The 15295-nt window shown below is 57.4% G+C and carries 10 protein-coding genes and 1 riboswitch; of the genes, 8 read left to right on the forward strand and 2 right to left on the reverse strand.

Going from position 1 to position 15295, the window contains the following annotated elements:
- The first annotated feature begins 2 nt into the window (after positions 1-2).
- Both leuC and leuD read left to right on the forward strand, forming a co-directional pair.
- Entirely contained in the window at positions 3-1433 is a 1431-nt protein-coding gene (leuC, locus tag AC3Y5R_RS04210; protein WP_489920282.1) for a 3-isopropylmalate dehydratase large subunit, read from the forward strand.
- 9 nt (positions 1434-1442) lie between these two features.
- The gene (gene leuD, locus AC3Y5R_RS04215; RefSeq protein ID WP_489920283.1) at positions 1443-2048 is read left to right on the forward strand and encodes a 3-isopropylmalate dehydratase small subunit; all 606 of its coding nucleotides are present in this window, start codon (positions 1443-1445) and stop codon (positions 2046-2048) included.
- Between the two features lie 341 nt (positions 2049-2389).
- On the opposite strand, the gene AC3Y5R_RS04220 is transcribed toward leuD, so the two are convergent.
- Positions 2390-3568: an MFS transporter gene (locus AC3Y5R_RS04220; RefSeq protein ID WP_489920284.1), complete on the reverse strand. Its 1179-nt coding sequence runs from the start codon at positions 3566-3568 to the stop codon at positions 2390-2392.
- 256 nt (positions 3569-3824) lie between these two features.
- Here AC3Y5R_RS04220 and sgrR point away from each other — a divergent pair, with 256 nt between their 5' ends.
- The 4 genes from sgrR (at position 3825) to thiQ (ending at position 8930) form a co-directional block, all read left to right on the forward strand.
- Positions 3825-5486, forward strand: coding sequence for an HTH-type transcriptional regulator SgrR (gene sgrR / locus AC3Y5R_RS04225; protein ID WP_489920285.1), 1662 nt, complete (start codon positions 3825-3827; stop codon positions 5484-5486).
- A 35-nt stretch (positions 5487-5521) separates the two neighbouring features.
- Positions 5522-5628: riboswitch (TPP riboswitch) on the forward strand.
- Positions 5629-5672: 44 nt separating this feature from the next.
- Positions 5673-6659, forward strand: coding sequence for a thiamine ABC transporter substrate binding subunit (gene thiB, locus AC3Y5R_RS04230; RefSeq protein WP_489920286.1), 987 nt, complete (start codon positions 5673-5675; stop codon positions 6657-6659).
- Positions 6635-8245, forward strand: a complete 1611-nt coding sequence (thiP, locus tag AC3Y5R_RS04235) for a thiamine/thiamine pyrophosphate ABC transporter permease ThiP (RefSeq protein ID WP_489920287.1) — start codon at positions 6635-6637, stop codon at positions 8243-8245. The genes thiB and thiP overlap by 25 nt, the downstream gene beginning before the upstream one ends.
- Positions 8229-8930: a thiamine ABC transporter ATP-binding protein ThiQ gene (gene thiQ, locus AC3Y5R_RS04240; RefSeq protein WP_489920288.1), complete on the forward strand. Its 702-nt coding sequence runs from the start codon at positions 8229-8231 to the stop codon at positions 8928-8930. The genes thiP and thiQ overlap by 17 nt, the downstream gene beginning before the upstream one ends.
- Here the strand turns inward: thiQ and AC3Y5R_RS04245 are convergent.
- Positions 8917-9684: a DedA family protein gene (locus tag AC3Y5R_RS04245; RefSeq protein WP_489920289.1), complete on the reverse strand. Its 768-nt coding sequence runs from the start codon at positions 9682-9684 to the stop codon at positions 8917-8919. The genes thiQ and AC3Y5R_RS04245 overlap by 14 nt on opposite strands.
- Positions 9685-9861: 177 nt before the next feature.
- Between AC3Y5R_RS04245 and polB the strand changes: the two genes are divergently transcribed.
- Together polB and rapA are read left to right on the forward strand one after the other, a co-directional pair.
- On the forward strand, positions 9862-12222 hold the full coding sequence (gene polB, locus AC3Y5R_RS04250; protein WP_489920290.1) for a DNA polymerase II: 2361 nt from the start codon (positions 9862-9864) through the stop codon (positions 12220-12222).
- A 133-nt stretch (positions 12223-12355) separates the two neighbouring features.
- Positions 12356-15262 carry an RNA polymerase-associated protein RapA gene (gene rapA / locus AC3Y5R_RS04255; protein WP_489920291.1) on the forward strand — a complete coding sequence of 969 codons (2907 nt, stop codon included), beginning with the start codon at positions 12356-12358 and terminating at the stop codon, positions 15260-15262.
- Positions 15263-15295 lie beyond the last annotated feature (33 nt).

A 15295-nucleotide genomic window follows, 5' to 3' on the forward strand; every position in this document is an offset into this window, starting at 1 on the left:
TTATGAAAACATTATACGAGAAGCTGTTTGATGCCCATGTCGTGTATGAAGCGCCAAATGAAACGCCGCTGCTGTACATCGATCGCCACCTGGTGCATGAAGTGACCTCAGCGCAGGCCTTTGATGGCCTGCGGGCGCACGGACGACCGGTGCGCCAGCCGTCAAAGACCTTCGCAACAATGGATCACAACGTCTCCACCCAGACCCGTGATATTAACGCCAGCGGCGAGATGGCCCGCATCCAGATGTCGATGCTGATCAAGAACTGCGAAGAGTTTGGCGTGCGTTTGTATGACCTTAAACACCCTTTCCAGGGCATCGTACATGTGATTGGTCCTGAGCAGGGGATGTCCCTGCCGGGCATGACCATCGTCTGCGGCGACTCGCACACCTCCACCCACGGTGCTTTCGGGGCGCTGGCCTTTGGTATCGGCACCTCCGAGGTGGAACACGTGCTGGCAACGCAGACGCTGAAACAGTCCCGTGCCAAAACAATGAAGATAGAAGTGTTCGGCCAGACCGCACCGGGGATCACAGCCAAAGATATCGCGCTGGCGATTATTGGCAAAACCGGCAGCGGCGGCGGTAACGGCCATGTGGTTGAGTTTTGCGGTCCGGCTGTGGAAGCCCTGAGCATGGAAGGCCGAATGACGCTGTGTAATATGGCCATTGAACTGGGGGCGAAAGCGGGCCTGGTCGCACCGGATGACACCACCTTCAACTATGTTAAAGGCCGCCAGTTTGCCCCCGACGCTCAGGCTTGGGACGAGGCGGTGGCTTACTGGCGCACGCTGAAATCCGACAGCGGCGCGAAGTTCGACAAAGTGGTCACCCTGAATGCGGCCGATATTGCTCCACAGGTGACCTGGGGAACCAATCCGGGACAGGTGATTGCGGTGAATGACTTTATTCCCGACCCGGCCTCGTTCAGCGATCCTAACGAGCGGGCTTCAGCGGAAAAAGCACTGGCCTATATGGATCTCAAACCAGGGATCAGGCTGACCGACGTTTCGATCGATAAAGTGTTTATCGGATCCTGCACCAACTCGCGTATCGAAGATTTGCGGGCCGCTGCGGCAGTCGTTAAAGGACACAAAATCGCTGATGGGGTGCAGGCTTATGTGGTGCCAGGCTCCGGACCGGTTAAAACTCAGGCTGAAGCGGAAGGTCTGGACAAGATCTTCCTCGATGCCGGTTTCGAATGGCGCTTGCCTGGCTGCTCGATGTGCCTGGCGATGAACAATGACCGCCTTAACCCGGGCGAGCGTTGTGCCTCCACCAGCAACCGTAATTTTGAAGGTCGCCAGGGGCGCGGAGGGCGTACTCATCTGCTCAGCCCGGCCATGGCGGCAGCGGCGGCAATAGCCGGTCACTTTGCTGACATACGCGAGCAGAACAGCATGCAGCCAGTGTCCGCAGCGACCCTCAATTAAGGAGCCACCATGGCGAGGAAATTTACGCAGCATACCGGTATTGTGGTGCCAATGGATGCCGCCAACGTGGACACCGATGCCATCATCCCGAAGCAGTTTTTGCAGATGGTGACGCGCACCGGTTTTGGCCGCAACCTGTTCTATGACTGGCGTTATACCGATGCGGAAGGCCAAATCCCAAACCCGGATTTTGTGCTTAACAAACCGGCGTTCAGCGGTGCCAGCATTATGCTGACGCGCGAGAACTTTGGCTGTGGCTCTTCCCGCGAACATGCTCCCTGGGCGCTGACCGACTATGGCATTCAGGCGATTGTCGGCAGCGACTTCGCGGACATCTTTGCCAACAACTCTTTCAATAATCAGCTGTTGCTGGTGACGCTGAGCGAAGAGGAAGTGGACGAACTGTTCCGGAAAGTGGCGGATGAGCCTGGCGTGAGTTTTACGGTCGATCTGGAAAACCAGCAGGTCATCGCTGGTGAGAAGCGCTATCCGTTCAGCATCGACAGCTTCCGCCGTCACTGCCTGATTAACGGGCTGGATAGCATTGGTCTGACGCTGCAGCACGATGTGGATATCAGCGCTTACGAGCAAAAACAGCCTGCGTTTTTACGGTAACCAACGCATCTTATATTGCGAAGGCTGACATCTGGCTGAAACCAGCTTCAGCCAACTCAGCAATGTAAAGCACGGGGAACGCAGGCCAGAAAGTTCCCTTTCATCGTTAAACTATTCCGTTATGGTGCCTGCGCGGGGAACACAGGCCGCTCATAAAGACGCAAAAGGCGTCATCCGTGACTGCCCGACTCACGCCGTCCATGGCGTGAGACGCTTTATTCCCGGCCTGTGTTCCCCGCGCCACATGCTTCAGTGTCGTCTGATGAAACCCTCATCCGCTTCTTCCGACATAACCAAATCCGACATAACCAAAATCGTCTGATAAAGATTTCAGTCAGTTCTCAGACATCCTTTACTTTAGCGGACATCGCCAGCGAGACCAGCGAGAGAAGCAGCGCCGCCCAGTACACCGAAGAGTGCCCGAACGTCTCCGCCAGCGCGCCCTGCAGTACTCCCGCCAGGATCACCCCGGTCATAATACTGTTGGTGAACAACGTGGTGGCTGCTCCCGGCCGCCCCGGCATCAGATCCTGAAAATAGAGCATACCAATCCCCGCCACGATGCCGATAAACACCGCATTAAAGATCTGCAGCACCATAAGCGCCACCCGCGAGTGGAACAGCACCAGCCCAAGGTAAAACACCACGCCCGCCGCCACGGCGAACAGCATCATTTTGCGCTTACCAAACCGCTTAACGTAATGCCCTGCCAGCAGCATGGCTGGAATTTCCAGCCCGGCAGCCACGCCCATCAGCAGCCCGGCCAGACGGTCAGGCAGGCCTAACACGCTGCTGATATACAGCGGCATATCAATGATATACATGGTGTTGCAGGTCCACATCAGCAACGAGGCAATAAACAGTAGCCTGACATCTTTATTCTTCCACGCGCTGGTCTGAGTCATCACCACTTCCGGCGACTGCTCAACCCTGGGCACGGAAGGTAACGCAAACCAAATCAGCGCGATACACACCACAAACAGCCCGGCAGCAACCAGAAACATGGTGGTGAAGCCGTAATTGAGCGCCAGTGCGAAAGAGAGCGGCGGCCCGACAACCCATGCCAGAGAAAGCTGTGCACGCATCACCGAGCTGAACATCACCACTTCCCGCGCCGAGCTGTCGGCATATTCACGGGCCAGCGCAAAAATCTGCGGCATCGACACGCTGGCCAGCGCGGACAGCAGTACGCCAAAAGTGATCAGCGTCAGGTAGTGACGATTAAAGGCAAACAGCAGTGCATTCCCCACCGCCATCAGGCAGCAGAACAGGATCAGCATTCTCCGGTCGCCGCTGTTATCGGAGCGTTTGGCCAGCAACAGGCTGACCACAATGCCCGCTATCGCGTTGACGGTATAGAACAGTCCCACCCAGAACGGACGCACCACCACCTCGCGCGTCAGGAACAGGCTGAGCGTCGGTGCCTGCAGCGCACCCGCCACGCCCACCATAAAAGAGACGGCCATAAACGCGAGATAGACAGGATTAAGACGACGGCGAGGCGAAAGAAGCGATTTCATACCTGGTCCTTCAAGAAAAATGTCGTTGCACAAAGCGGACGACAAAGAGGAAGCATAGAAGAAAAAACGGCCCAATGAAAAAAGCCAGCAGGTAAAAAACCGGCTGGCTGGTGAAGTCGCACCATACTCAGATATAAATAGTTCACGATGTCAGAGCGCCATTCAGAGAATGCCTCCCGCTCTTTCATCTGTGCCTATTATTGGCCTAATATAAGGCAGGAAAAACAGACAGCTTTACCGCAAGGGTTCCCCTTTTATGTCCTCACCCCGCTTACAACAGCAGTTCATCCGGCTCTGGCAATGCTGCGAAGGGCAGTCGCAGGAGACCACCCTAAGCGAGCTGGCCATACAACTCAGCTGCTCCCGTCGCCATATGCGTAACCTGCTGAATGCTATGCAGGCTCAGGGATGGCTGGAATGGCAGGCCGAAGCTGGCAGGGGAAAACGCTCGAAGCTCAGCTTCCTCTATACCGGGCTGGCGCTGCAGCAGCAGCGCGCGGAAGACCTGCTGGAGCAGGATCGCATCGATCAGCTGGTGCAGCTGGTGGGAGATAAAAATACCGTCCGCCAGATGCTGATTTCCCATCTGGGACGGAGCTTCCGCCAGGGCAAACATATCCTGCGCGTGCTCTATTACCGATCGCTGCTCAACCTGCTGCCCGGCACCCCGCTCCGGCGTTCGGAGACGCATCTTGCCCGGCAAATCTTCAGCGGGCTGACGCGGATAAATGAGGAAAATGGGGAAATAGAAGCCGATATTGCCCACCACTGGCAACAGGTCTCGCCACTGCACTGGCGTTTTTATTTACGTCCCGCAATCCATTTCCATCATGGCCGCGAGCTGGAGATGGCCGACGTTATCGCCACGCTCGAAAGACTGAAAAACCAGCCGCTGTACGCCAACCTCCGGCAAATTGCCTCTTCCACCCCCTGGACACTGGATATCCACCTGCACCATCCCGAAAGCTGGCTGCCGTGGCTGCTGGGTAGCGTCAATACCATGATCCTGCCAGAAGAGTGGCCTTCAATGCCGGACTTCTCCCGTCAACCGGTTGGCACTGGCCCCTATGCCGTGGTGCGAAATCAGCAGACCCAGCTGCGGATCCAGGCTTTTGATGACTATTTTGGTTTCCGTGCGCTGATCGACGAGGTCAACATCTGGGTGCTGCCGGATATCAGCGAGGAACTGGTCTATTCCGGCGTCAGGCTACAGGGCGGCAACGTTGACGAAAAATCAGAAGAGAGCCGCCTGGAAGAAGGCTGTTACTTCCTGCTGTTCGACCAGCGTTCTGAACAGGGACGCAATGAACAACTGCGGCGCTGGGTGAGCATGATTTTCAATCCGATAGCCCTGCTCAGCAATGCGGGAATTGGCTATCAGCGCTACTGGTTCCCGGCCTATGGCCTGCTGCCACGCTGGCACCACCGGCGAGATATGACCGTCACTCCCAAACCTGAGGGACTGACCTCGCTGACGCTCACCTGGTACAACGATCATATTGAACATCAGGGTATCGCCAACGCGCTTGAACCCATTCTGGCGGCGAACGGTGTGAAACTGGTGACTCAGCAGGTCGACTATGAGACCTGGCACCGTGGCGAGGCAGAAAGCGATATCTGGCTGGGCAGCGCTAACTTTACCCTGCCGCTGGAGTTCTCGCTGTTCGCCCTGCTTTATGAAGTCCCGCTGGTGCACCACTGCGTGAAAATTGACTGGGAAAAAGATGCACAGCTGTGGCGTGAACAGAAGCTACCGCTGGCGGAATGGAGCAAACAGTTGATCAACACCTACAGCCTGCATCCCCTGTTCCACCACTGGCTGCTGCTGGAAGGTGAACGAAGCATGCGCGGCGTGCGGATGAACACTTTGGGCTGGTTTGACTTTAAATCTGCCTGGTTTGCCCCGCCCGAATCATGACGCTTTCGCTACCGCCGTGAAATCACTAGAATAGGCCGTTCTCAACGGGGTGCGTAACAGGTTATTAACTTCTTACGCTGAGACAGACCCGTCGAACCTGATCCGGATTATACCGGCGTAGGGATTTGAGAGTGTTTTAGCCCGCTCAGATCCTTTGCGATACCCTAACCATCAAGGAAACGCAAAGTGTTAAAGAAAGTCCTTCCTCTGCTAATTATCAGTGCATTCCCTGCTTTTGCCGCCAAACCTCAGCTTACGGTTTACACCTACGACTCCTTCTCTGCCGACTGGGGCCCCGGCCCGGCAATCAAGAAAGCCTTTGAAGCCAACTGCGGCTGCGAACTGAAGTACGTCACGCTGGAAGACGGCGTTTCGCTGCTTAATCGCGTGCGTATGGAAGGTAAAAACAGCAAGGCTGACGTGGTACTGGGGCTGGATAACAACCTGCTGGATGCCGCTGAAAAAACCAACCTGTTTGCCAAAAGCAACGTCGACACCAGCAAAACCACCGTGCCTGGCGGCTGGAAAGACAGCACATTTGTGCCTTTTGACTATGGCTGGTACGCCTTTGTTTATGACAAAACTAAGCTGCAAAATCCGCCGAAAAGCCTGAAAGAACTGGTGGAGACCGATCGCCCGCTGAAGGTGATTTATGAAGATCCCCGTACCAGCACGCCAGGCCTGGGCCTGCTGCTGTGGATGCAGAAAGTCTATGGCGATAAATCCCCGGAAGCCTGGCAGAAACTGGCGAAGAAAACGGTCACCGTGACCAAGGGCTGGAGTGAAGCCTATGGGCTGTTCCTGAAGGGCGAGAGCGACATGGTGCTCAGTTACACCACTTCTCCGGCGTATCACCTGATCGAAGAGAAGAAGTCGCAGTATGCTGCGGCCAACTTCAGCGAAGGCCACTACCTGCAGGTTGAAGTTGCCGGGCAGCTGAAATCCAGCAAACAGCCACAGCTGGCGCAGAAGTTTATGCAGTTCATGCTGGATAAACCCTTCCAGGACACCATCCCGACCGGCAACTGGATGTATCCGGTAGTGAAAAGCCAGCTGCCAGCCGGGTTTGATACCCTGACCGTTCCGGCCACCTCACTGCAATACCCCCCGCAGGAAGTGGCCAGCCATCGCAGCGAATGGATCAGTGCATGGCAACGCGCCGTCAGCCGCTGATCCTCGCGGCTTTAGTGCCCGGCGGGCTGGCAGCGATGCTGCTGGTCGCCGTGGCTCTTCTGGCTTTCTGTGCTTTGTGGTACAACGCGCCAGAGATCGACTGGAGCGCTGTCTGGCATGATGATTATCTGTGGCACGTGCTGCGCTTCTCATTCCTGCAGGCTTCTCTCTCCGCCGTACTGGCTGTGGTGCCCGCGATCCCGCTGGCCCGTGCGCTGTACCGACGCCGCTTCAGGGGAAGAGAAGCCTTGCTGAGGTTGTGCGCCATGACGCTGGTGTTGCCGGTGCTGGTGGCGGTGTTCGGTATCCTCAGCGTTTACGGCCGCACCGGCTGGCTGGCCACGCTCTGTGCCGGGCTTGGAATCGAGTACAATTTCACCCCTTACGGGCTGCAGGGCATCCTGCTGGCACATGTTTTCTTTAACCTCCCGCTGGCGTCCCGGTTACTGTTGCAGGCGCTGGAGCAAATACCCGGCGAGCAGCGCCAGCTGGCCGCTCAACTGGGCATGAAAGGCTGGTATCACTTCCGCATTGTGGAATGGCCGTGGCTGCGACGCCAAATCCTGCCAGCCGGTGCGCTGATCTTTATGCTGTGCTTCGCCAGCTTTGCCACCGTGCTGTCACTGGGCGGCGGTCCCAAAGCGACCACCATCGAACTCGCCATTTTCCAGGCGCTGAGCTTTGATTACGATCCGGGGCGAGCGGCGCTGCTGGCGCTGATTCAGATGGCGTGCTGCCTGGGGCTGGTGATGCTCAGCCAGCGCCTCAGTAAAGCCATTCCGTCCGGCACGGCCAGCGTCAGCGGTTGGCGTAATCCGCAGGACAGCCTGTCGGCAAAAACTCTGGATACTGTACTGATCTCGCTGGCCCTGCTGCTGCTAGTACCGCCACTGCTGGCGGTGATTGTGGATGGTATCAATCGCGGCTTGCCCACCGTGCTGCAACAACCGGCGCTGTGGCAGGCCACGTTCACTTCAGTCCGTATTGCGGTGGCTGCGGGTCTACTCTGTGTGATCCTGACGACCATGCTGCTATGGAGCAGCCGGGAACTCCGGCTTAAGCAGCGTGAGTTTGCCGGACAGGCGCTGGAGCTGAGCGGCATGCTGATCCTCGCCATGCCGGGCATCGTGCTGGCGACCGGCTTTTTCCTGTTACTCAACCAGACCACTGGCCTGCCGCAATCGGCAGAGGGCATCGTGATTTTCACCAATGCGCTGATGGCCGTGCCTTACGCCATGAAAGTACTGGAAAACCCGCTGCGCGACATTGCCGAACGCTATAACCGCCTGTGCCTGTCGCTGGATATCCGCGGCTGGAACCGGCTGCGACTGATTGAACTGCGGGCGCTGAAGCGACCGCTGGCTCAGGCGCTGGCTTTCGCCTGCGTGCTGTCAATTGGCGATTTCGGCGTGGTGGCGCTGTTCGGCAATGAAGACTTCCGTACGCTGCCGTTCTACCTCTACCAGCAAATTGGCTCTTACCGCAGTGAAGACGGTGCGGTAACCGCCCTGCTGCTGCTGTTGCTGTGTTTCCTGTTATTTACCCTGATTGAAAAACTGCCGGGCCGCTATGCTGACGCTGACTAACCTTACCTGGATCTATAACCACCTGCCGATGCGCTTTTCACTCAATATGCAGGTCGGGGAAAGGCTTGCCGTGCTGGGGCCAAGCGGCGCGGGGAAAAGTACCCTGCTGAGCCTGATTGCCGGTTTTCTGACGGCGGACAGCGGCAGCCTGCTGATTAACGGCGAGGAGCACAGCGAGACGCCTCCCGCCAGGCGACCGGTCTCAATGCTGTTTCAGGAGAATAATCTGTTTCCGCATCTGACGGTAGCGCAGAACATTGGCCTGGGGTTAGATCCGGGGCTGAAACTGGATCACCAGCAAAAGCAGGCGCTGCAAAGCATTGCGCAGCGTGTCGGACTGGGAGAGTACCTGACGCGCCTGCCTGGAGAACTGTCTGGTGGTCAGCGCCAGCGTGCCGCCCTCGCCCGTTGCCTGGTACGGAAACAGCCGGTACTGCTGCTGGACGAACCTTTCTCGGCGCTGGATCCGGCACTACGTCAGGAGATGCTGCAACTGGTGGATGAAGTTTGCCTGGAACGCAATATCACCCTGCTGATGGTATCGCACAGTATTGAAGACGCTGCACGCATTACGCCGCGCAGCGTGCTGATTGTTGATGGCCGGGTGTACTGGGACGGCAGCACTTCCGCGCTGCTGCAGGGCGAGGTAAGTGAAGCTGCCGTGTTGGGGATCAGTGTCCGATAAAGACCTGCCACAGTAGCTGGCGGAAGACCGGCATCATCGGGTTAAACTGAAGGGCGACAAAGCTGGCGACAGCAATCACCATCATTAACGGTGCCAGCCAGCGCAGGCGGGAAGACGGCAGATACGGCGTCGCCCAGTCGGACTGTTTTTTCGCCCGAAGCCAGCGCCAGCACAGCCAGCAGCCAAGCCACATCAGCAGCGCTACCGCCAGCAGGAGCCATTTAAACGTGCCGCTGCTGGCCTCCTTTGGCACATCAATCGCCACCCCGGCCAGGATCCCCGGCAACAGGTAGAGCGGCGGCCACAGCACGCAGCCGATAATATTCGGCGGAATAAACTTCTTCACCGGCAGCTCAAGCATCCCCGCCACCAGCGGGATCAGCGGTCGGGTTGGCCCGACAAAACGGCCGACAATGATGGTGAACATGCTGTGCTGATGTAACGCATGCTCGGTCTTATTCATCAGCGCCTGATGCTTTTTAATAAAGGACCAGCGGTGCAGCGGCCCTTTAAACTGCCAGCCGATCAGATAGGAGGCCCAGTCACCTACCAGGCAACCGACGGTACCCGCAAGCCAGGCAGGATACAGTCCGATTTGCCCGCTGCCGATCAGTGCGCCAAACGACGCCATCAGCACCGTTCCGGGCAGCAGCAATCCCACCAGCGCCAGCGACTCGAAAAAGGTAATCAACCCTACAGCCAGCAGCGACCAGGCAAGTGATTGCGTAATAAGATGTTCCAGCCAGGCTTCCATACTATCCACATTCTTTTCATCAGGATGACGGATTGTCGTGAGCCACCCTGAATCCGTCAAGCGCTGTTTTGTATGCGGATACTGTTAAGAGCGGCAACCTGACAGCGCCCGTCACTACAGACACTGTATAAATAAACATGCTATTATTGGGTATTATTACGGCAATAAGGATCACAGGTGAACGACGCACGCGCAGGCTTTCTGCTCACCCGCCACTGGCGGGATACTCCTTCAGGCACCGAAGTGGTGCTGTGGCTGGCGACTGATGCCGGTCCGCAGCGCGTGGTGGTGCCGCCACAGGAGTCGGTCGCCTTTATTCCCCAGGAGTCTCTGCCGCAGGTTAAAGCTCTGCTGAAACAGGAGCGCCATTACCGGCTGGTCCCGCTTGAGCTGAAAGACTTTCGCCAGCGTCCCGTGGCGGGTCTCTATTGCAAACAGTACCGTCAGTTGCAAAAGTTGGAGAAGCTGCTGCGCGAAAACGGCGTGATGGTCTTTGAGGCGGATATCCGCCCACCGGAACGTTTTCTGATGGAACGCTTTATCACTTCTCCGGTGTGGTTCAGCGGCCAGCCTGCCGGCCACAGTCTGATCAACGCCCGCCTCAAGCCTAATCCTGAGTACCGGCCGCCGCTGAAATGGGTATCGCTGGATATTGAAACCACCCGCCACGGCGAGCTGTACTGCATTGGGCTGGAGGGCTGCGGCCAGCGCGATGTCTATATGCTCGGCCCGGAAAATGGCGACGCCAGCGGGCTGGACTTCAATCTGGAATACGTTTCCAGTCGCCCGCAACTGCTGGAAAAACTTAACACGTGGTTTGAGCAGCACGATCCTGACGTGCTGATTGGCTGGAATGTGGTGCAGTTCGATCTGAGGATGCTGCAAAAGCATGCGGATCGCTACGGCATCCCGCTGCGTCTTGGCCGCAATCATGAGGTGCTGGAGTGGCGTGAGCATGGCTTCAAGCCCGGTGTGTTCTTCGCTCAGGCTACCGGCCGACTGATTATCGACGGCATTGAAGCGCTGAAATCCGCCTTCTGGAATTTTGACTCATTTAGTCTGGAATCGGTCTCACGAGAATTGCTGGGTGAAGGTAAGGCCATCGATAATCCGTGGGACAGAATGCAGGAGATCGACCAGCGTTTTGCAGAAAACAAACCGGCACTGGCTCTGTATAACCTGAAGGACTGCGAGCTGGTTACGCGCATTTTCCAGCACACCGAGCTGATGCCGTTCCTGCTGGAGCGGGCCACGGTCAACGGGCTGGCAGCAGATCGCCACGGCGGGTCGGTTGCCGCTTTCGGCCATCTTTATCTGCCCCGTATGCACCGCGCCGGGTTTGTCGCGCCCGGGCTGGGTGAAGTTGCCCCGGAAGCCAGCCCGGGTGGCTACGTGATGGATTCCCGCCCCGGCCTGTATGACTCCATGCTGGTGCTGGATTACAAAAGCCTCTATCCCTCCATAATTCGTACTTTCCTGATCGATCCGGTCGGGCTGGTCGAGGGCATGGCGCATCCTGATGATGCCGATTCGATCAGCGGTTTTCGCGGTGCACGCTTCTCACGAACCCGTCACTGCCTGCCGGAAATTGTCAGCCAGATCTGGCAGGGCCGTGAAGCGGCCAGGAAACAGGGTAATAAGCCGCTTTCACAGGCGCTGAAAATCATTATGAACGCCTTCTATGGCGTGCTGGGCACCAGCGCCTGCCGCTTCTTCGATCCCCGGCTCGCTTCCTCCATTACCCTGCGCGGCCACGAAATCATGCGCCAGACCAAAGAGCTTGTGGAGGCCGAAGGGTATGACGTTATCTATGGCGATACCGACTCCACCTTTGTCTGGCTGAAAACCGCACATGATGAAGAGAGCGCCGCCGTCATTGGTCGCCGTCTGGTGGAGAAGGTCAACAGCTGGTGGCGCGAGCATTTGCAGCAGGAGTACGGGCTGGAAAGCGCGCTGGAGCTGGAATATGAAACCCACTTCAGCCGTTTCCTGATGCCAACGATCCGCGGTGCGGAACAGGGCAGTAAAAAACGTTACGCCGGGCTGATCCGCGAAGGCGAAAAAGAGCGGATGGTCTTTAAAGGCCTGGAGACGGTGCGAACTGACTGGACACCGCTGGCGCAAAACTTTCAGCAGGCGCTGTATCTGAAGATTTTTAAAAACCAGCCTTATCAGGAGTTTATCCGCGAAACGGTGCGCCAACTGCTGGATGGCGAGCTGGACAGCCAGCTGACCTACGGTAAAAGATTGCGCCGTCCGCTGGACGATTATCAGCGTAATGTCCCACCCCACGTGCGAGCTGCGCGTATTGCCGATGAGCAAAATCAGAAACTGGGCCGGCCGCTGCAGTATCAGAATGGCGGGAAAATTCGCTATGTGATGGCCACTTCCGGTCCTGAACCGCTGGAGGCCCGCATCACGCCGCTTGACTACGACCATTACCTGTCGAAACAGCTTCAGCCGGTTGCTGACGGGATACTCCCCTTCCTGCAGGATGACTTTGCTACACTGGTAACAGGTCAGTTGGGGCTTTTTTGACAGGTGACGAATGCGTTGCCTTCCAGTACCATAGCGCCCTTCCTGACGATCTGAATTTTTCTGCCGGGCAGTCATTGCCGGGCGGAAGTGCTATTGCCTGCTATAACCTCTGAGAGAATCGAGCCGAATATCTATGCCTTTTACACTTGGTCAACGCTGGATCAGCGATACGGAAAGCGAACTGGGATTGGGAACCGTGGTCGCGGTAGATACGCGCATGGTGACATTGCTTTTCCCCGCCACCGGCGAAAACCGTCTTTATGCTAAAAATGATTCTCCTATAACCCGTGTGATCTTTAATCCGGGCGATACCATTACCTGCCATGAAGGCTGGCAGCTAACCGTTGCCGATGTCAGTCACGAAAATGGCCTGGTGGCTTATACGGGCACCCGTCTGGATACTGAAGAGACCGACGTGGTGATGCGTGAAGTGATGCTCGACAGCAAGCTGGTGTTCAGCAAGCCGCAGGATCGCCTGTTCGCCGGTCAGTTGGATCGTATGGATCGTTTCGCCCTGCGCTTTCGCGCCCGCAAATATCAGAGCGAGCAATATCGCCTGCCGATCAGCGGCCTGCGTGGAATGCGTACCAGCCTGATCCCGCATCAGCTGCATATCGCCCACGATGTCGGTCGTCGCCACGCTCCCCGCGTTCTGCTGGCGGATGAAGTTGGCCTCGGGAAAACTATCGAAGCCGGGATGATTCTCCACCAGCAGTTGCTGGCAGGCCGTGCCGATCGAGTGCTGATTATCGTGCCGGAAACGCTGCAGCACCAGTGGCTGGTTGAGATGCTGCGCCGCTTTAACCTGCGCTTCGCACTGTTTGATGACGACCGCTATGTGCAGGCACAGCTGGACAGCGACAACGCCTTCGAGACGGAACAGCTGGTGATCTGCTCGCTGGACTTCGTCCGTCGTAACAAACAGCGCCTGGAAATGCTGGCCGATGCATCCTGGGATCTGATGATCGTCGATGAAGCGCACCACCTTGCATGGGAAGAGGGTCAGCCAAGCCGTGAATATCAGGTGATTGAGCAGCTGGCCGAACAGATTCCCGGCGTACTGTTGCTGACCGCGACGCCGGAGCAGCTGGGAATGGAGAGCCATTTCGCCCGTCTGCGCCTGCTGGATCCGGACCGTTTCCACGACTTCGCTGCCTTTGTGGAAGAACAGCAGCATTTCCGCCCGGTAGCAGACGCGGTAGCTGGCCTGCTGGCTGATAAAGCGATTAGCGACCAGGAAATGAACCTGCTCAACGACCTGGTGGGCGAGCAGGACATTGAACCGCTGCTGCAGACCGCTAACAGCGATCGCGAAGGTAAGCTGGAAGCCCGACAGGAACTGGTCAGCATGCTGATGGACCGACACGGCACCAGCCGCGTGCTGTTCCGTAACACCCGTAACGGCGTGAAGGGCTTCCCGAAACGTGAGCTGCACCAGATCCGCCTGCCGCTGCCAACGCAGTATCAGACAGCGATCAAAGTCTCCGGTATCATGGGCGCGCGTAAAGCTGCCGATGAGCGCGCACGCGATATGCTCTATCCGGAACAGATTTATCAGGAATTTGAAGGCGACAGCGGCACCTGGTGGAACTTTGATCCGCGCGTTGAGTGGCTGATGGGCTTCCTGACCAGCCACCGCGAGCACAAGGTGCTGGTGATTTGTGCTAAAGCCGCCACGGCCCTGCAGCTGGAACAGGTGCTGCGCGAGCGCGAAGGCATCCGTGCTGCCGTATTCCATGAAGGCCTGTCGATTATTGAACGTGACCGTGCGGCGGCCTGGTTCGCCTCTGAAGAAGATGGCGCGCAGGTTCTGCTCTGCTCGGAGATCGGTTCCGAAGGCCGCAACTTCCAGTTCGCCAGCCAGATGGTGATGTTCGATCTGCCCTTTAACCCGGATCTGCTGGAGCAGCGTATTGGTCGTCTCGATCGTATCGGTCAGGCGCACGATATTCAGATCCACGTGCCGTATCTGGAGAAAACCGCCCAGTCAGTGCTGGTGCAGTGGTATCACGAAGGGCTGGATGCGTTTGAGCATACCTGTCCGACTGGTCGCGCAGTCTATGACAAAGTGTATCCGCAGCTGATCGAGTATCTGGCAGCGCCGGAAAACCCTCAGGGCCTGGACGAGTTTATCGTCGGATGCCGCAAACAGCATGATGCGCTGAAAAGCCAGCTGGAGCAGGGCCGCGATCGCCTGCTGGAACTGAACTCCAACGGCGGCGAAAAAGCCTCACAGCTTGCTGAACAAATCGGCGAACAGGATAACAACATCGAACTGGTCAATTTCGCGCTGAACCTGTTTGATATCGTCGGCATCAATCAGGAAGATCGCAGCGACAACCTGATCGTGCTGACGCCGGGCGATCATATGCTGGTGCCGGACTTCCCGGGACTGCCCGAAGATGGCTGTACGATCACCTTCGATCGCGGCCAGGCGCTGTCCCGTGAGGATGCCCAGTATGTGACCTGGGAGCATCCGATCATTCGTAACGGGCTGGATCTGATCCTCTCCGGCGATACCGGGAGCTGTGCACTTTCGCTACTGAAAAACAAAGCGCTGCCGGTGGGCACCCTGCTGGTTGAGCTGATTTATGTGGTTGAAGCACAGGCCCCTAAACACCTGCAGCTGACCCGCTTCCTGCCGCCAACGCCGGTACGTATGCTGGTTGACCGCAAGGGCACCAACCTGGCCGGTAAAGTTGAGTTTGAAAGTTTCAACCGCCAGTTGAATGCGGTTAACCGTCACACCGGCAGCAAACTGGTCAACGCAGTGCAGCAGGACGTGCATGCCATTCTGAAACTGGCGGAAGATCAGGCCGCGGAAGAAGCCCGCAAGTTGATCGATCTCGCCCGTCAGGAAGCGAATGAAAAGCTCAGCGCCGAGCTGTCACGGCTGGATGCCCTCAGCGCCGTCAATCCGAACATCCGCCAGGATGAGATTGACGCGCTGGAAAGCAACCGCGAGCAGGTGCTGGCCGCGCTGAACGATGCAGGATGGCGCCTGGATGCGCTGCGTCTGATTGTCGTCACGCATCAGTAAACATTCATGGGGCGGCTGGCCCTTACCCTGACA

It is taken from the genome of Erwinia sp. 009765445 (genome assembly GCF_058137865.1).